This window comes from Bacillus sp. (in: firmicutes), from assembly GCA_017656295.1.
GTDB lineage: Bacteria > Bacillota > Bacilli > Bacillales > JACDOC01 > JACDOC01.
The window spans coordinates 383,849-409,407 of record JACDOC010000001.1 but is presented as its reverse complement, the minus strand read 5'-3'; the positions used below and the strand labels follow the sequence as shown (position 1 = coordinate 409,407).

Annotated in this window: 27 protein-coding genes and 1 tRNA gene; 2 read left to right on the top strand and 26 right to left on the bottom strand. The window is 41.8% G+C overall.

Annotation, left to right across the window (positions count from 1 at the left end; genetic code table 11):
- Window positions 1–8: 8 nt before the first annotated feature.
- From H0Z31_02000 to H0Z31_01965, 8 genes are all read right to left on the bottom strand, one after another.
- The gene (locus H0Z31_02000) at window positions 9–1,544 is read right to left on the bottom strand and encodes a 2,3-bisphosphoglycerate-independent phosphoglycerate mutase (GenBank protein ID MBO8176207.1); all 1,536 of its coding nucleotides are present in this window, start codon (window positions 1,542–1,544) and stop codon (window positions 9–11) included.
- On the bottom strand, window positions 1,537–2,298 hold the full coding sequence (locus tag H0Z31_01995) for a triose-phosphate isomerase (GenBank protein ID MBO8176206.1): 762 nt from the start codon (window positions 2,296–2,298) through the stop codon (window positions 1,537–1,539). Before H0Z31_01995 ends, H0Z31_02000 begins: the two co-directional genes overlap by 8 nt.
- Window positions 2,299–2,340: 42 nt before the next feature.
- On the bottom strand, window positions 2,341–3,525 hold the full coding sequence (locus H0Z31_01990; GenBank protein MBO8176205.1) for a phosphoglycerate kinase: 1,185 nt from the start codon (window positions 3,523–3,525) through the stop codon (window positions 2,341–2,343).
- 198 nt (window positions 3,526–3,723) lie between these two features.
- The gene (gap, locus tag H0Z31_01985; GenBank protein ID MBO8176204.1) at window positions 3,724–4,731 is read right to left on the bottom strand and encodes a type I glyceraldehyde-3-phosphate dehydrogenase; all 1,008 of its coding nucleotides are present in this window, start codon (window positions 4,729–4,731) and stop codon (window positions 3,724–3,726) included.
- An 89-nt stretch (window positions 4,732–4,820) separates the two neighbouring features.
- Window positions 4,821–5,855 (bottom strand): sugar-binding transcriptional regulator, encoded by a 1,035-nt coding sequence (locus H0Z31_01980; GenBank protein ID MBO8176203.1) that lies wholly within the window; start codon window positions 5,853–5,855, stop codon window positions 4,821–4,823.
- Window positions 5,856–5,989: 134 nt separating this feature from the next.
- On the bottom strand, window positions 5,990–6,229 hold the full coding sequence (locus H0Z31_01975; protein ID MBO8176202.1) for a glutaredoxin family protein: 240 nt from the start codon (window positions 6,227–6,229) through the stop codon (window positions 5,990–5,992).
- Between the two features lie 15 nt (window positions 6,230–6,244).
- Window positions 6,245–7,576, bottom strand: coding sequence for an RNA polymerase factor sigma-54 (gene rpoN, locus H0Z31_01970; protein MBO8176201.1), 1,332 nt, complete (start codon window positions 7,574–7,576; stop codon window positions 6,245–6,247).
- Window positions 7,577–7,755: 179 nt separating this feature from the next.
- Window positions 7,756–7,827, bottom strand: a tRNA-Arg gene (locus H0Z31_01965).
- Window positions 7,828–8,069: 242 nt separating this feature from the next.
- Between H0Z31_01965 and clpP the strand changes: the two genes are divergently transcribed.
- Entirely contained in the window at window positions 8,070–8,663 is a 594-nt protein-coding gene (gene clpP, locus H0Z31_01960; GenBank protein ID MBO8176200.1) for an ATP-dependent Clp endopeptidase proteolytic subunit ClpP, read from the top strand.
- A 335-nt stretch (window positions 8,664–8,998) separates the two neighbouring features.
- On the opposite strand, the gene H0Z31_01955 is transcribed toward clpP, so the two are convergent.
- The 15 genes from H0Z31_01955 to H0Z31_01885 all read right to left on the bottom strand — a co-directional run bounded on the left by H0Z31_01955 (window position 8,999) and on the right by H0Z31_01885 (window position 22,454).
- Complete coding sequence (locus H0Z31_01955) at window positions 8,999–9,256, bottom strand: HPr family phosphocarrier protein (protein MBO8176199.1); 258 nt, start codon at window positions 9,254–9,256, stop codon at window positions 8,999–9,001.
- A gap of 38 nt (window positions 9,257–9,294) precedes the next feature.
- Window positions 9,295–10,248, bottom strand: coding sequence for a DNA-binding protein WhiA (gene whiA / locus H0Z31_01950; GenBank protein ID MBO8176198.1), 954 nt, complete (start codon window positions 10,246–10,248; stop codon window positions 9,295–9,297).
- 34 nt (window positions 10,249–10,282) lie between these two features.
- Complete coding sequence (locus H0Z31_01945) at window positions 10,283–11,248, bottom strand: YvcK family protein (protein MBO8176197.1); 966 nt, start codon at window positions 11,246–11,248, stop codon at window positions 10,283–10,285.
- Between the two features lie 2 nt (window positions 11,249–11,250).
- Window positions 11,251–12,144, bottom strand: coding sequence for an RNase adapter RapZ (gene rapZ, locus H0Z31_01940; GenBank protein MBO8176196.1), 894 nt, complete (start codon window positions 12,142–12,144; stop codon window positions 11,251–11,253).
- Between the two features lie 28 nt (window positions 12,145–12,172).
- Window positions 12,173–12,631: an 8-oxo-dGTP diphosphatase gene (locus H0Z31_01935; protein MBO8176195.1), complete on the bottom strand. Its 459-nt coding sequence runs from the start codon at window positions 12,629–12,631 to the stop codon at window positions 12,173–12,175.
- 478 nt (window positions 12,632–13,109) lie between these two features.
- The gene (trxB, locus tag H0Z31_01930) at window positions 13,110–14,060 is read right to left on the bottom strand and encodes a thioredoxin-disulfide reductase (GenBank protein MBO8176194.1); all 951 of its coding nucleotides are present in this window, start codon (window positions 14,058–14,060) and stop codon (window positions 13,110–13,112) included.
- 98 nt (window positions 14,061–14,158) lie between these two features.
- Complete coding sequence (locus H0Z31_01925) at window positions 14,159–15,667, bottom strand: tetratricopeptide repeat protein (GenBank protein ID MBO8176193.1); 1,509 nt, start codon at window positions 15,665–15,667, stop codon at window positions 14,159–14,161.
- A 351-nt stretch (window positions 15,668–16,018) separates the two neighbouring features.
- Window positions 16,019–16,648 (bottom strand): bifunctional phosphoribosyl-AMP cyclohydrolase/phosphoribosyl-ATP diphosphatase HisIE, encoded by a 630-nt coding sequence (locus H0Z31_01920; GenBank protein ID MBO8176192.1) that lies wholly within the window; start codon window positions 16,646–16,648, stop codon window positions 16,019–16,021.
- A complete protein-coding gene (gene hisF / locus H0Z31_01915) occupies window positions 16,626–17,417 on the bottom strand; it encodes an imidazole glycerol phosphate synthase subunit HisF (protein MBO8176191.1) in 792 nt (263 codons plus the stop codon). Before hisF ends, H0Z31_01920 begins: the two co-directional genes overlap by 23 nt.
- Window positions 17,407–18,150: a 1-(5-phosphoribosyl)-5-[(5-phosphoribosylamino)methylideneamino]imidazole-4-carboxamide isomerase gene (gene hisA, locus H0Z31_01910; GenBank protein MBO8176190.1), complete on the bottom strand. Its 744-nt coding sequence runs from the start codon at window positions 18,148–18,150 to the stop codon at window positions 17,407–17,409. The genes hisF and hisA overlap by 11 nt, the downstream gene beginning before the upstream one ends.
- Window positions 18,122–18,781, bottom strand: a complete 660-nt coding sequence (hisH, locus tag H0Z31_01905; protein ID MBO8176189.1) for an imidazole glycerol phosphate synthase subunit HisH — start codon at window positions 18,779–18,781, stop codon at window positions 18,122–18,124. Before hisH ends, hisA begins: the two co-directional genes overlap by 29 nt.
- A 2-nt stretch (window positions 18,782–18,783) precedes the next feature.
- Window positions 18,784–19,368: an imidazoleglycerol-phosphate dehydratase HisB gene (hisB, locus tag H0Z31_01900; protein ID MBO8176188.1), complete on the bottom strand. Its 585-nt coding sequence runs from the start codon at window positions 19,366–19,368 to the stop codon at window positions 18,784–18,786.
- Window positions 19,368–20,648, bottom strand: a complete 1,281-nt coding sequence (gene hisD, locus H0Z31_01895) for a histidinol dehydrogenase (GenBank protein MBO8176187.1) — start codon at window positions 20,646–20,648, stop codon at window positions 19,368–19,370. Before hisD ends, hisB begins: the two co-directional genes overlap by 1 nt.
- On the bottom strand, window positions 20,645–21,280 hold the full coding sequence (locus H0Z31_01890) for an ATP phosphoribosyltransferase (protein ID MBO8176186.1): 636 nt from the start codon (window positions 21,278–21,280) through the stop codon (window positions 20,645–20,647). The genes hisD and H0Z31_01890 overlap by 4 nt, the downstream gene beginning before the upstream one ends.
- Window positions 21,281–21,293: 13 nt before the next feature.
- Complete coding sequence (locus tag H0Z31_01885; GenBank protein ID MBO8176185.1) at window positions 21,294–22,454, bottom strand: ATP phosphoribosyltransferase regulatory subunit; 1,161 nt, start codon at window positions 22,452–22,454, stop codon at window positions 21,294–21,296.
- Between the two features lie 202 nt (window positions 22,455–22,656).
- Here H0Z31_01885 and H0Z31_01880 point away from each other — a divergent pair, with 202 nt between their 5' ends.
- The gene (locus H0Z31_01880; protein MBO8176184.1) at window positions 22,657–23,067 is read left to right on the top strand and encodes a DUF1232 domain-containing protein; all 411 of its coding nucleotides are present in this window, start codon (window positions 22,657–22,659) and stop codon (window positions 23,065–23,067) included.
- A gap of 333 nt (window positions 23,068–23,400) precedes the next feature.
- On the opposite strand, the gene H0Z31_01875 is transcribed toward H0Z31_01880, so the two are convergent.
- Genes H0Z31_01875 through H0Z31_01865 form a run of 3 tightly spaced genes read right to left on the bottom strand, consistent with a single transcriptional unit; the run spans window position 23,401 to window position 25,546 of the window.
- Complete coding sequence (locus H0Z31_01875; GenBank protein MBO8176183.1) at window positions 23,401–23,955, bottom strand: acyltransferase; 555 nt, start codon at window positions 23,953–23,955, stop codon at window positions 23,401–23,403.
- Window positions 23,952–24,605, bottom strand: coding sequence for a pyrophosphatase PpaX (gene ppaX / locus H0Z31_01870; protein MBO8176182.1), 654 nt, complete (start codon window positions 24,603–24,605; stop codon window positions 23,952–23,954). The genes H0Z31_01875 and ppaX overlap by 4 nt, the downstream gene beginning before the upstream one ends.
- On the bottom strand, window positions 24,602–25,546 hold the full coding sequence (locus tag H0Z31_01865) for a hypothetical protein (protein ID MBO8176181.1): 945 nt from the start codon (window positions 25,544–25,546) through the stop codon (window positions 24,602–24,604). The genes ppaX and H0Z31_01865 overlap by 4 nt, the downstream gene beginning before the upstream one ends.
- Window positions 25,547–25,559: the final 13 nt, after the last annotated feature.

Genomic DNA, 25,559 nt, shown 5'->3' with positions numbered 1-25,559 from the left:
TCTCCTTTTTATTTTTTAATTAATGACTGTCCTGTCATTTCTTTTGGTTGTTCTAATCCTAATAGGTCAAGCATCGTTGGCGCTAAGTCACCCAAAATACCGCCTTCACGCAATTCAATGCCTTCTTTTGTCACAATGACTGGAACTGGGTTGGTTGTATGCGCCGTCATTGGTTTTCCTTCAAGTGTGACCACTTCATCAGCGTTTCCGTGGTCAGCAGTAATAATTGCAACGCCGCCTTTTGCTAAAATCGCATCTACGACTTTACCAAGGCATTCATCAACCGCTTCAACCGCTTTAATCGTCGGCTCTAGCTTACCGGAATGACCCACCATATCTGGGTTCGCAAAGTTTAAAATAATCGCATCGTGTTTGTCGGCTTCGATTTCTTTTAACAGCGCTTCGGTCACTTCATAGGCGCTCATTTCCGGTTTTAAATCGTAAGTCGCGACTTTTGGTGAGTCGATTAAAATTCGTTCTTCGCCAGGGAACGGCTCTTCACGGCCACCGCTCATAAAGAAGGTGACGTGCGGATATTTTTCAGTTTCCGCAATACGAAGTTGCGTTAAACCGTTTTGAGAAATGACTTCTCCAAGCGTATTATCCAAGTTCGTTGGCTTAAATGCCACATACCCTTTTACTGTTTCACTAAAATGAGTTAAGCAAACAAAGAATAAGTTTTTCGGATGCTTCGGTCCGCGATCAAACGAACGAAAATCTTCGTTAGTAAATGTGTTGGAAATTTGAATCGCCCGGTCTGGACGGAAGTTGTAGAAAATGACAGCATCTTCGTCTTTGATTGTTGCTACTGGATCGCCTTGTTCGTCTGTGATGACGGATGGGATGACGAACTCATCATAGATTCCGTTTTGGTAGGAATCTTCGATACAGTCGATCGGGTTCGTATATTTCGGACCTTCACCATATACCATTGCTCGGTATGATTTTTCCACGCGTTCCCAACGTTTGTCACGGTCCATGGAATAATAACGGCCAGAAATAGTCGCAAACTTTCCGACACCGTACTCTTTCATTTTCTCTTCCGTTTGCTGAATGTACGTTTTTGCCGTTTGTGGACCGACATCGCGACCATCTAAGAACGCGTGCACATAGACGTTTTGAACGCCTTCTTTTGCCGCAAGTTTTAAAAGAGCAAATAGGTGGTCAATATGGCTATGTACGCCACCGTCAGAAAGCAAGCCAAAAATGTGTAAGTTCGTGCCTTTTTCTTTTACATGATTCATCGCTTGCAGGAACGTTTCATTTTTATCGAATTCTCCTTCGCGGATCGCAATGTTCACGCGTGTTAAACTTTGATACACAATTCGTCCTGCACCAATATTTAAGTGACCAACTTCAGAGTTCCCCATTTGACCTTCTGGTAATCCAACGGCTTCTCCACACGCTTTTAACGTTGTATGAGGATATTTATTCCAGAAACGATCAAAATTTGGCTTTTTTGCTTGAGCGACGGCATTTCCTTTTACTTCATCACGTAAAGCAAAACCGTCTAAAATAATCAAAGCTGTAGGTGCTTTACTCATTATTACCTGCCTCCAATAGTTGCAAGAACGATTTTGGATCTAAGCTAGCTCCACCAACTAATGCACCATCAATATCTGGTTGTGATAAGAACTCTTTAATATTCGCTGGCTTTACGCTGCCACCGTATTGAATTCGTACAGCATCTGCCACTTGTTGAGAAAAGTTGTTTGCGATCACTTGACGGATATGGGCACATACATCATTCGCGTCTTCCGCTGTAGAAGACTTACCTGTACCAATCGCCCAAATTGGTTCGTAAGCGATCACGACTTGTTTAGCTTGTTCGTTTGTTAAGCCTGTTAATGCTTTTTTCACTTGGTCTTCAACCACTTGCTTTGTTGCGCCATTTTCACGTTGTTCTAACGTTTCACCAACGCACACAATCGGCGTTAAATCATATTTAAATGCAGCTAATACTTTTTTATTAACAGCGTCATCCGTTTCGTTAAACATTTCACGACGCTCAGAATGCCCTAAAATCACGTAAGTTACACCTAAATCTTGGAGCGCTTTCGGACTAATTTCTCCTGTAAATGCACCGCTTTCTTCAAAGTGCATGTTTTGTGCACCAATTTCGACATCATATTCTTTCGTCACTTCTACAAGACGCTCTAAAAAGATTGCTGGGGCACAAATGACAGAATCCACACGCTCTTTCGGTGGAACGAGACCTTTTACTTCTTCTGCAAAAGCTTTTGCTTCGCTTAACGTTTTGTGCATCTTCCAGTTACCAGCAATAATTGGTTTACGCATCTTGCTTCCCCCTTTCATTCATTTCTTTACCAATTGAGCGGATTATTTATCATCTAATGCCACTACACCTGGTAAAGCTTTTCCTTCCATAAACTCAAGAGAAGCACCGCCACCAGTAGAAATATGGCTCATTTGATCCGCTAAGCCAAACTTTTCAACAGCTGCTGCGGAGTCACCACCACCGATAACCGAATACGTACCTTCTGCTTTAGCTAACGCTTCGGCAACTGCTTTTGTTCCGTTCGCGAATTGGTCCATTTCAAATACACCCATTGGACCGTTCCAAATCACTAGTTTGGATTCATTGATCACTTGGCTGTATAGTTCACGCGTTTTCGGACCGATATCAAGCGCTTCCCAATCTGCAGGAATCTCTTCAATGGATACCGCTTTCGTGTTCGCTGTTTCAGAGAAATCATCAGCGACGATCACATCTTGAGGCATATAGAAGTTAACGCCTTTTTCTTCAGCTTTTTTCATAAATTCTTTCGCTAATTCAATTTTATCTTCTTCTAATAGGGATTTACCGATTTCGTACCCCTTTGCTTTTACGAACGTATAAGCTAATCCCCCGCCGATGATTAAGTTGTCCACTTTGTCTAATAAGTTTTCAATAACACCAATTTTATCTTTTACTTTGGCGCCACCAATAATCGCTGTAAATGGACGCTCTGGATTTGATAACGCATTTCCTAACACGCTTAATTCTTTTTCCATTAAGAACCCAGCGACAGCTGGAAGGTGTTTTGCAATACCTTCAGTAGAAGCATGAGCACGGTGAGCCGCACCGAACGCGTCGTTCACATATACATCCGCAAGCTCAGCGAACGCTTTCGCTAACTCTGGATCATTTTTCTCTTCACCAGGATAGAAGCGGACGTTTTCTAAAAGCATGACGTCTCCTTCATTCATTTCAGCGATTTTCGCTTGAACTGCTTCCCCATATGCTTCGTCGACTTTCACTACAGGGGCACCAAGAAGCTCTTGTAAGCGCTCAGCCACTGGAGTTAAGCGTAACTCTTCAACAACTTGTCCTTTTGGGCGTCCTAAGTGGCTCGCTAAAATGACTTTCGCCCCTTGTTCTTTTAAGTATTGAATGGTTGGTAGAGCCGCCCGAATACGTGTGTCGTCAGTAACCGCACCGTCTTTCATCGGCACGTTAAAATCTACGCGGCAAAACACTCGTTTTCCTTTTAGTTCAATATCTTTTACCGTTTTTTTGTTCATCAAAAAGGACCTCCTTGTTTCCATTGAAGGACTTTGATAAGTGAAAAACGGGGAGAGGGCACTCCCCCCTACTCCCCTTCCATCCCAACTCTATTATAGATGCTGGGACATAATTTATCCATCATTTCCATCTAAAAATGATGTCACATTTGTTAACTTTTTATTAAATAGTGTAACACTTTATTGAATTTGTTTTTATTAAAGGCCCTTTTGAGCGATGTAGTCAACTAAGTCTACTACACGGTTAGAGTAACCAGTTTCGTTGTCATACCAAGAAACAACTTTTACCATGTTGTTATCGATAACCATTGTAGAAAGCGCATCGATTGTTGAAGAAGCTGTATTACCGTTGTAGTCGCGAGAAACAAGTGGTTCTTCGCTATATGCTAAAATTCCTTTTAATTCGCCCTCAGCTGCTTCTCTAAGAGCTGCATTTACTTCTTCAGCAGTTACTTCTTTTTCAAGCTCAGCTACTAAGTCTACTACAGAAACGTTTGGAGTTGGAACACGCATCGCCATACCGTTTAATTTACCTTTTAATTCAGGTAATACGAGCGCTACTGCTTTTGCTGCACCAGTTGTTGTAGGGATGATAGACTCGCCAGCTGCACGCGCACGACGATAGTCTTTATGCGGTAAGTCTAAGATTTGTTGGTCGTTTGTGTACGCGTGTACAGTAGTCATCATACCGCGCTTAATACCGAATTTTTCGTGAAGTACTTTCGCGAATGGCGCTAAGCAGTTTGTTGTACAAGATGCATTAGAAATCACGTGATGGTTTGCTGGGTCGTATTTGTCTTCGTTAACACCCATAACGATTGTGATATCTTCATCTTTTGCAGGAGCGGAGATAATCACTTTTTTCGCGCCAGCTTCAAGGTGTTTTGCTGCATCTTCACGTTTTGTGAAGCGACCAGTAGATTCAACAACAACTTCTACACCAAGTTCACCCCAACCAAGTTGAGCTGGGTCGCGTTCTGCTAATACTTTAATTTTTTTACCGCCAACGATGAGATATTCACCGTCAACAGAAACTTCCTCTTCTAATTTACCGTGAACAGAGTCGTATTTTAAAAGATGAGCAAGCATGTTTGCATCTGTTAAGTCGTTTACAGCTACTACTTCTACGTTAGGGTTTTTAAGTGCTGCACGGAATACGTTACGACCAATTCGACCAAAACCATTGATACCAATTTTTACTGCCATTTAAAGAGTCCTCCTTTTATATGTGTAAAGGTTTATTTTAAAGGTTGTTTTCGAGTATGGAGTGGGATGATGAGATAGGAAAACAACCTTTATTTACTGTTTTTCATTTTTAGTAATTCACGAGCAGCTCCTTCGTCCGTAATTAAAATCGTCGAACGTGGTGCCCGTTTCATATACGCTTGAATGGCTTTTGCTTTTGAGCTTCCACCAGCTACGGCGAAAACGTGTTCTACCCGGTCCAAATCTTTTAATTGAATGCCTACCGTCTGCACCCGATGAACAACTTCTCCGTCTTCATCAAAGTAGTAACCGAACGCTTCGCCGACAGCTCCACTTTTTTTAATTTTGTCCAAATCTTCCGGACTTGTTTTACGTCGATTCGCCATCGTAATCGCATCTCCAATTCCGTGAAGAACCATGTTAGCGGACGTAATTAAGTGGAGCACTTCTTTAATCGCCGGTTCTTTAATAAAAGATTCGTATACTTCCTTACTTACTTGATCAGGAACGTATAACACTTTATGAGAAGCTCCCGTATGCTCAGCCATCTTGGCACAGATTGTATTGGCTTGATTTTTTACATCTTCGCCAATACCCCCGCGTGCCGGAACAAATAATAATTCACCTTTTAAAAAGTCAGGGGTCAACTGTTCTGCAACAGCGGCCATCGTCGTTCCACCAGTGACAGCAATGATATTTTTCTCTGCCAATCGCTTTTTCATGCTTACAATACAAGCTCTACCAAGCTCTTCTTTTACCCATGGCGTTTCATCACTGTTGCCGTCGACAATGACAACTTCTTTCACGCCGAACCGGAGTTTTAATTGCTTCTCCATTTCATTTATTCCCGAAACTTCTCGCATCATGCCTTCTAATTTTTCGAGAATGTTGACACCTTCAGTCGTCAGACTCATTCCCGTTGTTTTAATGTCAATTAAATTTTGTTCTTTTAAAAACTCAACTTCACTTCGTAACACCCGCTCGGTAAATCCTAACGTTTGGGCTAATGTTCGGCGTCCAACGGGTTGCAATATGTGAATCGTTTTTAAAATGTGATACCGCTTTTGCATAATATCAAGAAGGTCGGGTAATAATCTTTTTTGTAAATCAAGTAGTTGCAGCATATTCTTCACCCTTACTAGGTCGAGGGACGTTTTTTGTCCCGTATAGACGTATTATGTCCCACCGACGGTAAAAAAATAACCCCTGCTACATCTTTATTTTAGCAGGGTTGAATAAGCGATTCAACAAGAGAAAGTCAGCTTTTTTGTTGTAAGCGATTACTAATTGTCCATAAATCAATTTGCCCATATTGGACTATTTCCCCTTCGATTTCCACCACTGGAATCATCATCCCAAACTGTTCTGTTAACTCATCGCTTTCATCAATATCCACTTCACGTATGTCGAACGAGTAATCGCCTTGTAGTATCTTTAATACTTGTTTTGCTTCTTCGCATAGGTGACATTGTTGCCGTGTGTATAATACAACTTCCATTTCTCAAACTCCTAACTAATCAAATCGTTTTCGTTTCGCCGACGACGGGATACCGAGTTGGTCTCGATATTTCGCCACTGTCCTTCTTGACACAATGATTCCGTACTCTTTTAATCGATTGGCGATTTGTTGATCAGATAACGGTTTTCGTTTATCTTCTTGATCAACCCATTCTTGAATTAAGTTTTTCACTGTGGCAGAAGAAGCTGTCTCGGCATCATTCGTTTGTAAGGAACTAGTAAAAAAGTGTTTTAATTCAAAGGTACCATATGGTGTTTGCATATATTTTTCCCGTACCGCACGACTAACCGTAGATTCATGAATGTTTAGCTCCTCAGAGATATCTTTCATTGTTAAAGGCGCGAGATGTTTCGGCCCTTTTAAAAAGAAGTCTTTTTGTTTTTCTACAATTTTTAACCCAACTTTAAATAATGTTTCTTGACGGTGTTCTAAACTTTTCATGATCCAGTGATAGTCGTTCGACTTTTCTTTTAAAAATTGATTGACTTGGCGATCTTCATAGCGTGTCATTTCATCGTAATACTCTTGGTGGAAGCGCAGCTTTGGCAGTAAATCATCGAAAAGAGAGACCTCTACTTCTCCATCTTCAGCCAACCGAACAATTAAATCTGGAACAATATAAGACGGATTCTCTTCATAAAAAGATGCCCCAGGCCTTGGCGTCAGTGTTTGGATGATATCAGCTACTTCTTGAATGTCTTTGACCTCGATTTGGAGCTCTTTAGAAAGTTGTCGCCACCGTTTCTCGGCGAAATCTTCAAAATGATCGCGAATAATCTCCAAAGCGATTCTCGGCACATTTTCTTTTCGCTCTAACTGTAAATACAAACATTCTTGTAAACTCCGTGCTGCAATACCAGCAGGCTCTAACCCTTGTACGGTGGCAATACACGCTTCGACTTCATCTTCGGTCGCTTGACACATATTCGCAATTTCTCTCGTAGAAGCTGTTAAATATCCGTTCGGATCTAAATTATATATAATATGGTCAATAATTCGCCGTTCCTTTTTTGTGAACGTTTTCAAAGTTAGCTGTGCGTTTACATAATCGACAAATGAATTGGACTTGGCCGCAATTTGTTCGAGCCAGTTTTTTTCATCATCATTTTTTACCGTTTTACGTTTTTTCACATAATCATAGCGGGGGTCCATGACACGAATATTTGGTGTTTCCAATTGAATCAGTGGGTTTTCCATCGCTTTTGATTCTAAAAACGAAGTCAGCTCTTGCACGGAATATTGTAATAAGGTAATGGCTTGGGTCAATTCTTGCGTCAGCGCTAATTTGACCGTTTGTTGTTGCCATAATCCAACTTTTAAATTCATTGCACTCCCCCCCTTCATTCATTGTACAAAAAATTCATCAAAAGCTGTATGGAAAATACTTTCGTACGTACGAATGGGTTATTGTAATTATACTCTGAATATTTAGAAAAATTAACATTTCTTTCGTGAAATAAAAGAAAATCCCCTTGCGAATGGCAAGAGGATTCCAATGAATCAAACGCCCTCGGCAGGAATCGAACCCACATTTCAAGAACCGGAATCTTGCGTGTTATCCATTACACCACGAGGGCATATAATAAAACTAACGTGCACTATCTATTATACTGATGAGTCATTCTTTTTGCAACAATGTTTCTGTTTTAATAAATAGATTTTTGGGTATGATGGTATACGTAATTGTTTTTTATCTCTGCTGAGTAATTTGTTTGACCTTTATTGACCATCGGTGTATGATTACAGTACGTAAGTTTTTCTCAACATCTGTCAAACACCACGGTGAATAATGATTTTTCGTACAAAGGAGGATGAAGGAATGAACTTAATTCCAACTGTTATTGAGCAAACCAATCGCGGGGAACGTGCGTATGACATTTATTCACGTTTATTAAAAGACCGTATCATTATGTTAGGTAGTCCGATTGATGACAATGTAGCGAACTCCATTGTTGCTCAATTACTCTTTTTAGAAGCAGAAAACCCAGAAAAAGACATCTCCATTTATATTAACAGCCCTGGCGGAAGCATTACAGCTGGTATGGCGATTTATGATACAATGCAATTCATTAAACCAGACGTTCAAACCATTTGTATCGGTATGGCCGCATCCATGGGTGCGTTCCTTTTAGCTGCTGGTACAAAAGGAAAACGTTACGCGTTACCGAACAGTGAAGTGATGATTCACCAACCGCTTGGTGGAGCTCAAGGTCAAGCGACGGAAATTGAAATTGCTGCTAAACGTATTCTCTTCTTACGCGATAAATTGAACCACATTCTATCTGAACGCACTGGTCAGCCGCTCGAAGTAATCGAGCGTGATACAGAGCGCGACAACTTTATGACGGCTGAAAAAGCGAAAGATTACGGTTTAATCGACCATATTATTACAAGAAACTCTTTATCTAAATAATCGATGAAAAAACGTACGAGGACTGATTCACCATCCTCGTACGTTTCTTTTTGGGAACACATGTCTTGTTAACATGATATGGTTGTTCTTTTTACCTAGTAGAGTAGAAAACTGATTTCAAAGGGACAGCTTATGCTGTCTCTTTTACTCTCAGCTTCCCCTCATCAAACCGTACGTGAGGTTTTCCCTCATACGGCTTTCCGACGTTCTTCTTCCTTTGGCTTTCGTTCTTGTCTAACTCGCTAATTTCACTCGGGTTGGACTTAACCAACTAGCAGATAACAGCTTTGCTGGGCGCGCCTAAATAAAAAAACTCGCATTCCATTATGCGAGTTTTACTCTTCTCGACTAACAAACGCGGTGAGGACATCCATTGCTTCTTGTTCATCTCGGCCGTCTGTCATAATCGTAATCGTCGTACCCGAACTGATGGCTAGACTCATTAAGCCCATGATACTTTTACCGTTCACCTTTTTGCCGTCTTTTTCTAAAAAAACATCAGCTGCAAAGCGATTCGCTTCTTGAACAAACCGGGCTGCGGGCCGCGCTTGAAGACCAGTTTTTAACTTTACTTCCACTTGTCTCTCGAGCATATCTTTTCCCCTCCCCCTATCGAAATTATTAATAAATATTATTTCAACTGATTAATCGGTTCTCCTGCACGAAGTTTTTCAGCAATTTCATCGATTTTTCGTAATCGGTGATTGATTCCAGATTTACTTATTTTTCCACCACTTACCATTTCACCGAGTTCTTTTAATGTCACGTCTTGGTAGGCAATTCGAAGCTCCGCAATCTCTCTCAATTTATCCGGTAATGCGTCTAATCCAATCGTTTGGTCAATATAGCGAATGTTTTCCACTTGGCGTAAGGCAGCACCAATCGTTTTATTCAAATTGGCCGTCTCACAATTTACGAGCCGATTGACGGAGTTACGCATATCGCGTACAATACGTACATCTTCAAAGCGAAGTAGCGCATTGTGTGCACCGATAATATTTAAAAACTCGGTAATTTTTTCTGCTTCTTTTAAATACGTAATAAACCCTTTCTTCCGTTCTAACGTTTTAGCGTTTAAACCGAATGTGTTCATTAAATCACATAATGAATCATTATGATCTTTATATTGAGAGAACACCTCTAAATGATAGGAAGACGTTTCTGGATTGTTAACGGAACCTCCCGCTAAAAAAGCACCACGCAAGTAAGAACGTTTACAACACTTTTTCTTCACGAGCTCTGCGGATATATCGTGTATAAAGGTAAATCCTTCTCCGAGAATTTTTAAATCTTCTAGTATGTCACGGGCATTTTCTTTTAACCGAACAATATAAACATTGTTCTTTTTTAATCTCATCTTTTTCCGAACAAGCAATTCGACAGGAGTTTGATAAATTCTCTTAATAAGCGTATAAATTCTTCTCGCAATAGCCGCATTTTCCGTTTGGATGTTGACAATCAGTAAGCGATTAGAAAATGATAATGAGCCGTTCATGCGAATTAATGCCGACAATTCTGACCGAGCACAACAAAGCTTCACTTCGAGATTCGTTAATTCTTTTTTCGTTTCAGATGCGAACGACATCCCCCTTCACCTCCATTCCAAGCAACCGACATCATTACGTATTTTTACTTTCCATTAATAGGGAGTAAAGAATTTCCGAGACTTTATCTGTATCATGTCGTATAACTCCATCTTCATACGTCATAATTTCATCATAAATGACATCTAGGCCAAGATCCGTTAATCGTTCGATATCGAAATAAACCGGTTTGGCCATTTCTTCTTTATACCGTTCTTGAATGTCTAAAGGAACTTCTTCGTTGTTCACTAAAATCGTATCAATAAACGGTTGTTGAAAATGATCATAGATCGCTCTTACATGGTCGCTTGCAGTAAAATCAAGCGTTTCGCCTGCTTGTGTCATTAAGTTACAGATATATACTTTTTTCGCCTTCGCCCGGCACACCTCTTCACCAATTTTCGGAACAAGTAAGTTCGGCAAGATGCTCGTATATAAACTTCCCGGTCCGATAACGATCAAGTCAGCTGTTCGAATCGCATCTAACGTTTCCGGAAGGGGCTCAATATGTTCAGGTGTTAAAAACACACGGCGAATACGCTTACCTGAAAACGGAATTTTTGATTCACCCGAAACAACGGTCCCATCTTCCATCTCTGCGTGTAAAACAACGCTTTGATTAGCTGCAGGGAGCACCTTTCCGCTCACATTTAACACTCGACTCATTTCTTGAATCGCTCGGACAAAATCACCAGTAATTGACGTTAAAGCAGCAATAATTAAATTACCTAGCGAGTGGCCCGATAATTCGTTCGCTGTTTTAAATCGGTGCTGAAATAATTGCTCGATTAGCGGCTCGACATCTGATAACGCCGCTAAGACGTTACGTACATCTCCAGGAGGGGGAATATCTAATTCATTTCGTAACCTTCCTGAACTCCCTCCATCATCCGCTACCGTTACAATCGCCGTTATATCAATGGGATATTTTTTTAATCCGCGTAAAAGAACCGGCAAGCCAGTCCCTCCACCGATTACGACCACTCGGGGTTGTTGATGTATGGTCATGTTGTTTTTTCCTTTCTTTTCTCAATATCCCGATGGGTAATACGTGTATGATAGTCGTTTTCAAAATACTTGCCAATGTACTCTGTTAAGGCAACGGAACGGTGTTGTCCACCGGTACAGCCGATAGCAATAACGAGTTGACTTTTCCCTTCTCGTTTATAATGTGGGAGCATGAACGTTAATAAGTCGATCGTTTTCTCTAAAAATTTTTGCGTCTCGTTCCATTTCATGACATATTCATACACTTCTGCATCTAATCCTGTTTTCGGGCGCATATGCTCAATATAATGCGGGTTTGGTAAAAAACGAACGTCAAATACTAAATCGGCATCAATAGGAAGACCATGTTTAAAACCAAACGACATGACGTTTACCGTAAAAATAGAACGCTTATTCACCGAAAACTGAGTTAAAATTTTTTCCCGAAGCTCCCGCGGCTTCATATGTGATGTATTAAAAATAAGTTGCGCTCTTCCTTTTAGCTCTTCCAACAGCTTCCGTTCTTGACGAATTCCTTCAAGGGGGAGGCCGGATGGAGCTAATGGGTGTGAACGGCGCGTTTCTTTATAACGGCGAACGAGCACCGAGTCTTCCGCATCTAAGAACAAAATTTGTGGGGTCACCCAGGACGTTTCTGCCAAGTCATCCAGGGCTTTAAATAGATGGTCAAAAAATTCTCGACCTCTTAGGTCCATCACAATCGCCACTTTGTTCATTTTACTTCCCGAGTCTTTCATCAATTCCAGAAACTTCGGTAACAAAGTCGGCGGTAAATTATCGACACAGAAAAAACCAAGATCTTCAAAGCTTTGAATGGCAACCGTTTTTCCTGCTCCTGACATCCCGGTAATAATGACTAATTGAACATCGCTTACAGAACCCGTACTCATTGAAAGATTCCCCCCTTGCTGGCTTTCATCAGCTTGGATCAAGTCGATACGAAATTAATTCAAAATCTGGAGAATATGTAAACGTTCCGTAAAGGATTCCTTTTCCGTGGAGCACATAATCAAGGATATGATAATCCCCTTCAGCCATTGGCAATTCTTTTAGTTTGTCAATCGAATGCCAATGAATCGTTCCTTCTTCCGTTTCCCTTACGTTTACACCGTCTCCTTCTTTCGCTAAAAACGTAAACATCATCCACTCAGAGACCACTTCATGCCCATCTTTTATAATAAACGTGAAAATCCCTTTTACTTGCGGGTTTTTCACATAGATTCCCGTCTCTTCCCGGAATTCACGAATGCACGCTTCACGAATAGATTCACCTGGCTCCATTTTTCCGCCTGGAGCAGACCACCATCCACGTTTCGGCTTTTGAATCAATAATATTTGATCATCCTTGACAAATACGCAATTGGTTACTCGTTGCATTTTTTCACCTCAATAATATAAGAGAACATATACTTCATTTTATTATACAATGTTTTTTTAATTCGCTACAATGAACGAACATCCCTTCTCGAAAAAGTAGACAAAAAGAAAAGACACAGGTAGGTTCCTGTGTCAAAGGTTGGAATATATGAAAAAGGGGGTCAATTTCATTTCTATGTTACCTAAATTTTATTTCACCACTGTTACAACAGGTTTAAATGACCGTTACGGTTTTTAAAAAAATTGTTGAATCTTGACCCCTTTATGTCCCTTTCTTTTTAAAAGGCTCAACCCTAACATAACTAAGCGAAAGGCGGCGACTCCAGCGGGAACAAGAAGCCGCAAGACCGTTACTTGAGCGTAGCGAGGAAAGCGGCTTGCGACTTGCCCGCGGAAAGCGCCCGCCACAAGCGTAATGTATAAATATCAACATTATCGTCTACATAGCCTTTTAAACAAGGAAAGAAACTGACGATGATTAGGCACGGCTTTTTATTTTCTCTTTGAGCTCTTCTACATAATGTTGAGCACTTTGCGCAGCGATACTTCCATCACCTGTCGCTGTGACAATTTGGCGTAACGATTTTTCACGGACGTCTCCTGCCGCAAAAATACCTGGTACTTTCGTCTCCATTCGTTCATTAGTTTCAATGTATCCATTCTCGTTCGTAATGCCCAAGTTTTCGAACGGTTTTGTTAATGGAACCATACCAATATAAATGAAGACACCATCTGTTTCAAATTCGCGCTCTTCTCCTGTTTTTGTGGATACAAGCGTTACACTGCCAACTTTTCCATCTTTTTCGTTAATTTGCTTCACTGTATGACTCCAAATGAAGTCGACTTTCTCATTTTCAAACGCACGTTGTTGTAAAATTTTTTGCGCACGTAGTTCATCACGACGGTGAACGATCGTTACTTTATTAGCGAAACGTGTTAAATAGACTCCTTCTTCTACCGCTGAGTCACCCCCGCCCACAACTACAAGGTTTTTTCCTTTAAAGAATGCGCCGTCACAAACCGCACAGTAGGAAACTCCACGGCCGCCTAATTCACTTTCGCCAGGTACACCTAGTTTTTTATACTCCGCACCTGTAGCGATAATCACCGCACGGGCTTTATATTCTTTGGTACCTGTTTTGACCACTTTATAGTCTCCGTGATCTTCAATTTCTTTTACATCGCCGTACGCATATTCCGCACCGAATTTTTTCGCATGCTCGAACATTTTATTGGATAACTCCGGTCCAAGAATATGGTCAAACCCTGGATAGTTTTCAACATCTTCCGTGTTGGCCATTTGTCCACCAGGAACACCACGTTCAAGCATTAAAGTAGACATATTCGCACGGGAAGAATATACAGCTGCTGTCATCCCCGCTGGACCTGCTCCAGCGATGATCACATCGTAAATTTTTTCTTCACTCACGATGCTACAACTCCTTTTAGAACAATTGTGTAATGACTTCTAAACTTATCGTATAGAAATACTTCTTTTACGTCCATTGATTTGCTCAAAAGGTCTCACTACTTCAAAATCCATTCTTTTAACTGTTTAACATATTTCGCCACGGTCGAAGGTGAAACGCCATAAAGTTCGGCAACATGGCGCTGAGTAACTTTTTCGTTTCGTAAATGATGCCATAAATAATCAATTCCAGCGGCCATCCCTCTTACATTGGCAAACGTCGCGTTTTCAGAAGCGATAGTCGTAAACACGACGAACCAAAACGCGAATAATCCTCCATTTTCTGGGCGAATCGGACGGTGCTTCTCGTATAGCTGTACGGCTACGTCATGTCCTCTTTGAATGATGGCAGGAACTTCTGCTTCTATATATTCACTAAGGACGAGGGAAAAATATCCTTTTTCCAATGACGTAAATTGCTCCGTCCCTTTCCACTCGGTATGAGATAACAGTCGTTTTTTATTTTCGCTTAATGAAAATAAAAATATTCCAAAGAGGCGATCTTCTACGTCAGTACTCGCCATTTTTTCCATGATGTACGCTTCATTTATTTCCAATGATGGTTCCGTATTTTTTTGTTCCCAAGGAGGCGTTCCTTTTTTCTCCGGACTTAACATCTCTAACTTTTTCCACGCCGCTCGCGCAATTTCTAGATGGTTTGTATGATAGGCAGCTTGACTGAGCCAATAATAAAAGGCAGGATCACCTTCAAACCCTTGTTTTTGCAACTTGCGTAACCAATAAAAAGCTTTCTCGTAACGACCAACAAGAGCCATCGTCGCCCCTAGTTTATATCGATGTTCTAACAACATCGGGTACGTCTTTTCTAAACGATCCAGCAGTTGATTAAGTCGTCCTTCTTCCCGTTGATAATACATAAATACGGCCGCATTACACAAAGCGTGTAAGTTTCCCGGATTTTTGTCCAATACGGTATGAAGAATTGTTGTTGCTTTTTCCGTTTCCCCGGTGTAAAAGTAAGCAAGCGCTAAGTTGTTATAAGCCGAATAAAAATCTGGAAACTGTTCAATAATATCTTCAAGCATTTGAATCGCCTTTGAAAAGTTTCCTGCCTCTAATTGTTCCCGTGCTTGTTCTTGCTTTACGATGAGTTCGTCTTGCTCGTACAACACTTCGTTCGCCTCTTCGGCATCTAACTGAATAATTTCGAGCAATTCTTCGGCATCTTGGACAAATTCACCATTTGGATCCAATTCTAAATAGGTTGTGATATGTTTGTACGATTCTTTAAACAACCCTAAGTAGGCATAGTTGTTCGCTAAAAAATAATGACATTCGACCATATAAGGGTCTAATTCGTTTAATACTTGATGAAACAACTGATTAGATTTTTGATATTCTCCTGTTTCCGCATACACAATTCCTAATTGACACACAATCATCGGTTCGAGCGGTTCTAATTGATTCGCCCGAATTAAATATTTCTTCGCATTTTCCAAATCACCGCGTTGAAACGCTTTGACTCCTTTGGAAAAATAATATTCACCTGTAGGGATAAACGAAAGAATTTTCCCTTTGTTCTTTTCTACGTGTGAGTCTTTTCTCATGCAAGACCTCCAATCCCGTTAAGTGTGGGATAATTTGAAACTTCCATCCATGAGGGGCTCTTTCCCACACGGATGGTTAGTTGAACGAATCGGACCTTAAGGGCAGTTGATTCCCCACGTATCTTCTTTGGTTCGCTCCATCTTGAGGTGGGGGCTTACTCCCGTTATGGTGATATAGTAAAACTTCAAGTGTAGAAAATAACGCACATGATAACTAGAGTAGTATACCATATTTCAATCATGTCATAAAATAGGGACTCTCTGACATTTTCCTTCACATTCACCGATGAAGTACCTCATTGTCAACTGAGTTCCTTTTTTACAATAATAAAAAGGCGATTCGCTTTCGAATCACCCTTTGTCATATCGTTTCTTTAACACCGCCCAAATATCATCCAATGGAACTTGTTGCTCTTGTAAAAGAACAAGTATATGGTAGAAAAGATCAGCGACTTCCCATTTCACTTCTTCTTTGTTTCGATTTTTCGCAGCGATGATTACTTCCGCAGCTTCTTCTCCGATCTTTTTCCCAATTTTATCGATTCCTTCATTGAATAAGTAGGTGGTATAGGCGCCTTCTGGTCGATCGAGCTTCCGCTTTTCAATTCGTTTGTCTAATAACATTAAGATAGAAATGGTGGCTCGTTCCTCTTCCCTTCTATCGGTTTGAAAAAACGGTTCGTCAAAGCAGCTCGTCGTCCCATGATGACACGCCGGACCTTCAGGAATGACTTGAACTAAAATAGCGTCGCGGTCGCAATCGTATGACATGTTGACGATATGTTGCACGTTCCCACTCGTCTCACCTTTATGCCAAAGCTCTTGTCGCGACCGACTGTAAAACCATGTTTGTCTCGTTTCCATGGAGCGAATGAGCGACTCTTTGTTCATATACGCCAACGTTAGCACTTCTTTTGTACGAACATCTTGTACAATGGCTGGAACAAGACCGTTTAGATCAAAGCGCACGTTCTCGACGATGGATTCCCAACTCACGAACTGGGACCCCCTTTCCGACTAAAAAGGTTTTTACTGCTTCAATGGACGTTTCACGATAATGAAAAATCGAAGCAGCTAATGCAGCGTCCGCTTTTCCTTCGGTAAACACGGTGTAAAAATCTTCTATCGAACCTGCTCCGCCAGATGCAATGACAGGAACATGGACGACTTCACTCACCACTCTCGTCAACGCGACATCATATCCCTTTTTTCCCCCATCTGTATCCATGCTTGTTAGTAAAATTTCTCCCGCACCTAAGGATACCGCTCGTTTGGCCCAGGTAAGAACGTCTAATTCCGTCCGAACATTCCCTCCATGGGTATGCACAAACCACGTCCCTTTTTCTTCATCCCACTTAGCATCAATGGCCACAACGATACATTGGTTACCAAAATACGCTGCTCCTTTCTGAATCAGTTCAGGATTTAATACCGCCGCTGTATTTAATGACACTTTATCTGCTCCCGAGCGAAGAATTCGTTTCATATCTTCTAAGGTACGAATACCGCCCCCCACTGTAAATGGAATCGCTAACTGGCTCGCTACAGAACGAACGACATCAATCATCGTTTCCCGCCCTTCTTTTGATGCGGAAATATCTAAAAACACTAATTCATCCGCTCCATGACGGTCATACATTTTCGCCAACTCCACCGGGTCACCCGCATCTTTTAACTGTTCAAATTGAATGCCTTTGACGACACGACCATCTTTTACGTCCAAACACGGAATAATTCGTTTAGCTAACATAGCTGTTCACCAGAGAATACGCCTCTTCCAACGAGAGTTTTCCAGTATAAAGAGCTTTACCGATAATCGCTCCTTGCACGCCTTTTTCTTTTAAGGCTACCAGTTTTCGTACATCGTCGATGGAGCTGACTCCACCTGAGGCAATTACGGAACACCCGGTTGCAACTGCTAACTGTTCAATCGCTTGTACGTTCGGTCCTGAAAGCGTCCCATCCGTAGCAATGTCCGTAAAAATAAACGTTTCAACGCCAATATCGGCTAATTGCTTCGCCACATCCACCGCTTTTTTACGAGAGTTTTTTAACCAGCCATCGGTGGCAACATAACCGTCTTTGGCATCCAACGACACTGCGAATGTTGACGAACCATACGTTTTTACCCATTCACCGATAAGTTCTGGCTTTCTAACGGCTAAACTACCGATGATTAAGCGGCTCGCTTCGTTTTCCAAATACCATTCAATGTCTCGTTCGGAACGAATGCCACCTCCAATTTGAACCGCTACCTTTAGTTCGGATAACATTTGAACAATCGTTTGTTTATTTTGAGGGGTACCTATTTTCGCACCGTCTAAATCGACGATGTGCAACCATTCGGCACCTTGATCAACAAACGCTTTGGCCACTTCCAGCGGTGTTTCGCTATAGACCGTTTCTTTCGTAAAATCTCCTTGGAACAAACGGACGCACTTCCCGTTTCGTAAATCAATAGCTGGATAAAGTTGAAATGTCATCACAAGTTCTCTCCCTTACACATGATTGAACAAACCGTTTGAGTAATGTTTGACCGACTTCCCCGCTTTTTTCTGGATGAAACTGCATGCCCGTCACGTTTCCCTTTTGGACGATACTCGGGATAGCCACTTCATAAGTAGCTGTAGCCACTAAAAGGGCTGGAACGTCCGTTTGAACGTAATACGAATGAACAAAATACACATACTGTCTGTTGACCCACTGGAAGTCTGGAGCAAAGGAGGCAACTTTAAGCGCGTTCCATCCCATATGGGGTACTTTGACCTTTTCGCCTTCAGTGGTTTGATTCGGAATACGAACAACCCGGCCAGGTAAGAAACCTAACCCTTTCGTCAACCCATTCTCTTCACTTTCTTCAAATAACAATTGCATCCCAAGGCAAATTCCAAGAAGAGGCCTTTCTTGAATATACTCCGTTAAAAATGGGACAAGTTGTTGTGCATGTAATCGTTGCATAGCATCTTTAAACGCACCGACGCCAGGTAAAATGAGACCGTCTGCTCGTTTCAGTTCGTCGATCGAACTTGAGACAAACGCATCCACTCCGATTCGCTCGAACGCTTTTTGCACGCTAAATAAATTGCCCACCCCATAATCAACAATGCCGATCATTGTTACAATACTCCTTTCGTGGAAGGAACGCCTTTTTCGCGTGGATCGAGTAAGGTCGCTTCATCAAGCGCCCGCCCTAACGCTTTAAATACCGCTTCAATCATATGATGCGAATTCCGTCCGTAATGGATGATGACATGTAGGTTCATTCTCGCCTCTAGGGCCAGCTTCCATAAAAATTCGTGTACTAACTCAGTATCGAACGTTCCGACGCGTGAACTCGGAAGTTCTCCCCTCATTTCAAAATGCGGGCGGTTGCTTAAATCAATAACGACTTGGGCTAACGCATCGTCCATCGGTACCCACGCCTGTCCGTAGCGGCGAATTCCTTTTTTATCACCTAACGCTTCTTTTAAAGCAAGACCTAAACAAATACCGATATCTTCCGTTGTATGGTGGTCATCAATGTCGGTATCTCCATTCGCTTTCAGCACTAAATCAAACTTTCCGTGCTGGGTAAACAAGTCAAGCATATGGTTTAAAAATGGCACGCCGGAATCGATGTCCGCTCTTCCTTCGCCGTCGATTGTAAATCGTAACGAAATATTTGTTTCCTTCGTCACCCGTTTCCACTCGGCTGTCCGCATCATTGGTCCCCTCGCTTTTCCATTCGAATTTCCACCGCCCGTGCATGGGCTTCCAATCCTTCTAATCTTGCAAACGCCGCAATTTTCGAAGCCTGTTCTTCGAGCGCTTGCTGGCTGTAACGGATAATGCTCGATATTTTAATAAAATCATTAACGTTTAACGGACTAGAAAAACGGGCCGTTCCGTTTGTTGGGAGCACATGATTCGGTCCCGCCAAGTAATCTCCAACGGGTTCTGAGCTCCATCTTCCGAGAAAAATCGCCCCCGCATGTTGAATGTTGGCCAGCACTTCCATCTCGTTTTCCACTATGATTTCTAAATGTTCTGGAGCAAATTGATTGATCGCTTCTATTCCTTCTTCAAGGGAAGCAACAAGGACAATTCGGCCATTGTTCGCTAAAGAAGCACGAGCGATGTGTTGACGAGGAAGTTCAGGAAGTTGTTTTTCAATTTCTTGCTGAACTTTCAAAGCCAACGATTCGCTTGGAGTAACTAAAATACTCGCCGCCCGTTCGTCGTGCTCAGCTTGAGAAAGTAAGTCCGCCGCCACTTCCTTGGCATCCGCCGTATCGTCTGCTAAAATCGCAATCTCGCTCGGACCGGCAATCATATCGATATCCACTTGTCCAAATACTTCCCGTTTCGCTAAGGCGACATAAATATTCCCAGGTCCGACGATTTTATCAACCGGGGCAATCGTTTCCGTTCCGTACGCTAGCGCAGCAATCGCTTGAGCGCCGCCTATTTTATAGATTTCAGTCACCCCAGCTTCGTTTGCAGCAACTAATACGGCAGGCGGAAGTTCCCCCATACGCGTCGGTGGCGTCACCATGACGATACGCTTTACCCCGGCCACTTTAGCAGGTATCACGTTCATTAAAACGCTCGATGGATAGCTAGCGGTTCCACCTGGCACATACACGCCGACCGCCTGTAATGGGGTCAATTTTTGACCAAGCATTGTCCCTGTTTCGTCTGTCGTGATCCAGCTTGTTTTGCGCTGATGTTCATGGAACCGTTGAATGCGTTTTTTTGCTTCCCGAATGAGTTGCACTACTTCTTCTCCTACTTTTTCATACGCTTGCTCGATTTCTTGTTTGGATACGTAAAACGTCGTTAAGGAAACGTTGTCAAATTGATTCGTATAGTAAGCGAGCGCTTGGTCACCATTTCGGCGGACATGGTCAATAATTTCTTTGACAATGGCTCGCTGCGATTCCGTTGATTGTTCAATTGTCCGACGTAATTCATTCGGATTGGCTAAACGGGTGATGTTCATCGTGAAACCGCTCCTATCTTTTTCGTAATCGGTGTTAACTTTTGGACAATGTATTGAATTTGATCATATTTCAAACGAAATTGAACAGGATTGGCAATCAGTCGGGATGTTACTTCAATGATACGATCGTATTCGACCAGCCCGTTTTCTTTTAACGTCCGACCAGTGGATACAATATCGACAATCCGGTCCGCTAATCCGACTAACGGAGCAAGCTCAATGGACCCTCGGAGCGGAATAATGTCCACTTGCTCTCCCTTTTTCCGGAAATAGGATGAAGCGATGTGTGGATACTTCGTGGCGACCTTTTCATTCACTGCTTGACTCGGTAACCCCGCTACCGCTAAGTAACACGGACTAATTTGGAGATCCAGCAATTCATAAACATTCCGCTGTTCCTCTAACAAAACATCTTTCCCGGCAATTCCGATGTCGGCCACCCCTTGCTCCACATATGTCGGGACATCCATCGGTTTGGCTAAAATAAATCGGAATTTTTCTTCTTCCCCATCGATAATCAATTTCCTCGAATCCTCAAAATCGCTTGGCAGTTGAAAACCAGTTAGCCGAAGCATTTGGACGGCTTCTTCAAAAATTCGACCTTTTGGCATCGCTATCGTTAACCAGCTCATCGTTTTCCCTTCCTTAATCAAAAAATGAATAAATCTGTTTATATTTGTCAGAATAAAGTTTTATCTCATCCAAACTTTCAATCGGTTGTAAAACGATAGGAATTCCTTCCGCTCGCTTCTGTAGAGCAAAGCGAATTGCTTCCCGTTGCTTGTGTGGCAGAAACAGTACACATTCAAGCACCGGCAGCTGGACCTTCACGTTAAGCGCTTCTAAAACGTAATCGAGTCTTAGAGCAAAGCCCGTCGCCCCTAGCTTTCTCCCAAACTTTTCTACTAAAAAGTCATACCGGCCACCGTTCCCAAGCGGAAAGCCTATTTTTGGTGCATCCACTTCGAAAAGAATGCCAGAATAATAGTTCATTTCCCCAACAAGCGTTAAGTCAAATTGAACAAAAGAGGACACTTCATAATCTTCCAACACGTACCAAAGCTTTGATAGCTGCTCGAGCTCCTCAGATCCCTCTTTGTCGGTTAACAGTTCGGAAGCGGTAGAAAGCACGTCTTCTTTTCCCCGCAACGATAAAATGTTTAACAACCGTTTTTTCGTTTCCGTTGATACGGATAACGATTCGACATCTTTTTCGAATGCGACATAATTTTTTTCCACTAAATGCTGAGTAAACGAAGAAACGAGACGTTCTTCAGGGAGCATTCCTTTTAAAAGCTCCTGTAATAAGGTGGCATGCCCGATGGACACTTGAAACTTTTCTAAACTAATTTCTTTTAGTACAGAAACAAGTAAGGCGACGACCTCTCCATCAGCAGTAATGGAATAATCACCAATATACTCCACACCTATTTGTTCGAATTCCGATAGTGCTCCTCCCTCTTTTTTTGGCGAACGAAAAACGGGAGCACAATAGCCGAGGCGTAAGGGTAGTGGTTCTTTAGATAACGTCGAAGCAGCTAAGCGGGCAATTGGTGTGGTCATATCAGGTCGTAATACAAGCGGTTGCCCAGATGAGTCGAGTAGTTTAAATAATTGGTGATCTTCAATAGCGGAAGCCACCCCCACCGTTTCGTAATATTCCAATGTCGGAGTTTCAACAAATCGATACCCCCACATGTGCAAGACGCGTTCTATGCTGGATCGAATTTGTTTTTTTCTTTCATATCGCTCTGGAAGAATGTCTTTCATCCCGTTCGGTTTTTCAAAAGCTAAAATTCGCGACAATGTTCTCACCCTTCGAATGATTCAAAATCCTTTAGTTCGCTAATATGGTAGTAAAGTAAAGTTATTCGTAGTTTACCTTGCTTTTCGGTTGACGTCAACCAAAATGGAAAACTTTTTTATCAAATGTTTACAAATGGTAACAAGCATCTTTTTTTCAAGAAAATGAAACAGTAAGGTACAATAACGATAAGAGGTGGTTGAAATGAAAGAAACGGAAGAAATGAAACGGGAGTTAGAGAAAAAAGGTGAACATTACTCGGAAGAAAAACTGTGGCAAAAGTTAAAAAAGTATGGAAAAAAAGCTGGGGTTTCGGCCGTTTACTCGGTACTCCTTCTTTATTACACCCTTCAAAAGCCGAACGTTCCTCCAAAAGCAAAAGCGATCATCATCGGGGCACTCGGATACTTTATTTTTCCAATTGATTTAATTCCTGATCTATCACCAGGAGTCGGCTTTACGGATGATTTAGGTGCGTTAGGTGTCGCCTTACTCCAAGTGGCCATGTACATTGATGACGACGTCAAACAGAAAGCGCAGAAAAAATTAGCCGATTGGTTCGGTAAAGACGTTGACTTATCTTACGTGGAAGCAAAAATAAACGGAAGGGACTGATCTAACTGAGGGCTTGATTTTCAGTAGATCAGTCCCTTTTTTTGATTGATAAATAGGAACGTTATAGCAAGTAAAATTCGACTTATTGGCAAGTAACTCAACGGTAGCGGAAAGTAATTCAATAGTAATGGCAAGTAAATTAATAGGAACGGAAAGTATTTCAAGAGGAACGGAAAGTATTTCAAGAGGAACGGAAAGTATTCCAAGAGTAACTGAAAGTAAACCTCTATCTAAGCAAGTAAATATCTATATGGAAACCATAGACCACGATGGCGAGAAGTTTACACTCATTTTTCCATCTCAATTCGAATAGAATGATGCATAAACTCTCGTCTAAAAATCCGATTTCCGCAAGTGGTCCATTATTTTAACTGAACTTTCTATCTGATCCCGCTGTTCCCGTTCTTCTTTTGTATAAATAATTCGCATCGGATTTCCGCCGACGAAGGCACCGGCTGGAACGTCTTTATGAACAAGCGTTCCTGCTGACACAATTGCACCGTCCCCAATGGTCACACCAGGTAAAATCGTCGAATTGGCCCCGATTAACACTTCATCACCGATTCGCACCTCGCCCAGTCGATATTCGTTAATTAAATATTCATGAGTGAGAATCGTCGTATTATAGCCGATGATGCAGTTGGAACCAACCGATATTTTTTCTGGAAACATTACATCCGGCATCGCCATTAAAGCGAACGATGTTTGTTTACCAACTTTCATTCCGAGAAGCGTCCGATACAGCCAGTTTTTCACCGGTAAAAAAGGCGTATAACGAGCGATTTGAATGACGATGAAATTTTTCATCACTTTCCAAAAGGAAACCGTTTTATACATTTGCCATAACGAATTAGAACCTTGGACGGGATATCGATCCGTTTTTCTCATTGTTTGCTCACCTGTAAAATATCAAATAAATCTTGAATATGCTCGAGAATATAGTCTGGTTCAAATTGGGCTAAATACTCTTTTCCTTTCGCTGACCAAGCAACACCTGCCGTCTTCGTCCCCGCATTTTTTCCACCTAAAATATCGTGAGAGTTGTCGCCAATCATGAGCGCTTCGTCAGGGGTGGAGCCAAGTTGTTGTAACGCTTTTTGTAATGGCTCCGGATCCGGCTTTGCATGTTTCACATCGTCAAGACCGACGACCACATCGAAAAATTTGTCCAATTTCGTCAAACGGAGTCCTTTTATCACGGTGTCACGAATTTTGGTTGAAACAATTGCCATTTTATATCCCTGTTCATGTAATGCTTGAATGGTTTCATATACCCCGTCAAACTCTTTCACGAGCAAGTCATGGTTTTCTAAATTATATTTCCGATATCGTTCGATCATTTCGTCTACGCGTTCAGAATCGATTTTCATAAACGTATCCGCAAGCGGTGGACCCATAAATGGCAATACATCTTCGCGCTTGTATTGGTCCGGATAGTAATGGTTTAACGTGTGTATAAACGATGAAATTATTAATTCGTTCGTATCAATTAACGTTCCATCCAAGTCGAATAAAAGGGTCGTAATACGTTTACTCATAATGAAGCTTCCTTTCTATTCGTGATTGCGAGACGCCTCCAAACAAGCGAGACGATACATGTGATGATAATAGCAACAACTACCCGAATTAATAATAACGGCCAAACCGGAATGCCTAACGGAATAAAAATTAACGTATCCTCAATGACCGCGTGACAGGCGACAAGAAAAATAAACGCCAAGGTGACATCTTTGGAACTGACTCCGTCTTCTTTTACCGCTTGGATCATCACCCCGGCCCCATAGGCTAAGCCAAATAAAAGGCCAGCTGCCAACGTTGTAGAAGTATTCCGACTCATACCAAGAATTTTCGTAAATGGAGCGACCCACTTGGAGAATTGTTGGAGCCATTTTAAATCTTTCATGAATTGAATACCCATCATTAACGGAATGACGATAAGAGCTAACTGAAACACTCCGATCGCTGCACTTTGTAGCCCATACAACGCAATTTCTCCCCACGAAGAAAAAGTCGGGTCACTTGGAGCCACCATGCCATATTGGGCTAGTTCACTGCCGCCTTCCCAAAGAAGATGAATAAAAAAGGCCGAAATCAAGGCTAAGCCTAACCGGACAGCCACCATCACCCATATTTTGACCCCGACTTTTTTAGCCACGCTCGATTCAACGAGTAAATTATGTGAAAACGATAGCATCACCGCGAGAATGAATACTTCTTTTACTGTCAGTTGTAGTGATAAAATGGCACCAATCCCCGCATATAAGTTTAAAAAATTTCCTAACACAAGCGGAATCGCCGCATCTCCAGATAAGCCGATATACGACATCAATGGTGAGATCAATTCAATCAACCAATGAAGAATCGGCGTATGTTGTAAAATCGATACAAATAACGTAATGGGAAAAATAATTTTTCCAAGCTCCCATGTCGTCTTTAGTCCAACTTGAATCCCTTGACGGAACGATTGGCGCCAATTCATATTTCTCTCTCCC

What these genes read in the sequence shown, in the direction of transcription:
- H0Z31_01935 (MBO8176195.1), bottom strand. Translation starts at nt 12,631, where the DNA reads ATGCAACGAGTAACCAATTGCGTATTTGTCAAGGATGATCAAATATTA.
- hisB (MBO8176188.1), bottom strand. Translation starts at nt 19,368, where the DNA reads ATGCGGACAGCCGAGTGGAAACGGGTGACGAAGGAAACAAATATTTCG.
- rapZ (MBO8176196.1), bottom strand. Translation starts at nt 12,144, where the DNA reads ATGAGTACGGGTTCTGTAAGCGATGTTCAATTAGTCATTATTACCGGG.
- H0Z31_01925 (MBO8176193.1), bottom strand. Translation starts at nt 15,667, where the DNA reads ATGAGAAAAGACTCACACGTAGAAAAGAACAAAGGGAAAATTCTTTCG.
- hisF (MBO8176191.1), bottom strand. Translation starts at nt 17,417, where the DNA reads ATGTTAGCTAAACGAATTATTCCGTGTTTGGACGTAAAAGATGGTCGT.
- rpoN (MBO8176201.1), bottom strand. Translation starts at nt 7,576, where the DNA reads ATGAATTTAAAAGTTGGATTATGGCAACAACAAACGGTCAAATTAGCG.
- hisD (MBO8176187.1), bottom strand. Translation starts at nt 20,648, where the DNA reads ATGAACATCACCCGTTTAGCCAATCCGAATGAATTACGTCGGACAATT.
- gap (MBO8176204.1), bottom strand. Translation starts at nt 4,731, where the DNA reads ATGGCAGTAAAAATTGGTATCAATGGTTTTGGTCGAATTGGTCGTAAC.
- H0Z31_01955 (MBO8176199.1), bottom strand. Translation starts at nt 9,256, where the DNA reads ATGCTCGAGAGACAAGTGGAAGTAAAGTTAAAAACTGGTCTTCAAGCG.
- whiA (MBO8176198.1), bottom strand. Translation starts at nt 10,248, where the DNA reads ATGTCGTTCGCATCTGAAACGAAAAAAGAATTAACGAATCTCGAAGTG.
- H0Z31_01990 (MBO8176205.1), bottom strand. Translation starts at nt 3,525, where the DNA reads ATGAACAAAAAAACGGTAAAAGATATTGAACTAAAAGGAAAACGAGTG.
- clpP (MBO8176200.1), top strand. Translation starts at nt 8,070, where the DNA reads ATGAACTTAATTCCAACTGTTATTGAGCAAACCAATCGCGGGGAACGT.
- H0Z31_02000 (MBO8176207.1), bottom strand. Translation starts at nt 1,544, where the DNA reads ATGAGTAAAGCACCTACAGCTTTGATTATTTTAGACGGTTTTGCTTTA.
- H0Z31_01980 (MBO8176203.1), bottom strand. Translation starts at nt 5,855, where the DNA reads ATGCTGCAACTACTTGATTTACAAAAAAGATTATTACCCGACCTTCTT.
- H0Z31_01875 (MBO8176183.1), bottom strand. Translation starts at nt 23,955, where the DNA reads ATGAGAAAAACGGATCGATATCCCGTCCAAGGTTCTAATTCGTTATGG.
- H0Z31_01975 (MBO8176202.1), bottom strand. Translation starts at nt 6,229, where the DNA reads ATGGAAGTTGTATTATACACACGGCAACAATGTCACCTATGCGAAGAA.
- H0Z31_01880 (MBO8176184.1), top strand. Translation starts at nt 22,657, where the DNA reads ATGAAAGAAACGGAAGAAATGAAACGGGAGTTAGAGAAAAAAGGTGAA.
- H0Z31_01865 (MBO8176181.1), bottom strand. Translation starts at nt 25,546, where the DNA reads ATGAATTGGCGCCAATCGTTCCGTCAAGGGATTCAAGTTGGACTAAAG.
- ppaX (MBO8176182.1), bottom strand. Translation starts at nt 24,605, where the DNA reads ATGAGTAAACGTATTACGACCCTTTTATTCGACTTGGATGGAACGTTA.
- hisH (MBO8176189.1), bottom strand. Translation starts at nt 18,781, where the DNA reads ATGATCGGCATTGTTGATTATGGGGTGGGCAATTTATTTAGCGTGCAA.
- H0Z31_01890 (MBO8176186.1), bottom strand. Translation starts at nt 21,280, where the DNA reads ATGAGCTGGTTAACGATAGCGATGCCAAAAGGTCGAATTTTTGAAGAA.
- hisA (MBO8176190.1), bottom strand. Translation starts at nt 18,150, where the DNA reads ATGACATTTCAACTTTATCCAGCTATTGATTTACGAAACGGGAAGTGC.
- H0Z31_01995 (MBO8176206.1), bottom strand. Translation starts at nt 2,298, where the DNA reads ATGCGTAAACCAATTATTGCTGGTAACTGGAAGATGCACAAAACGTTA.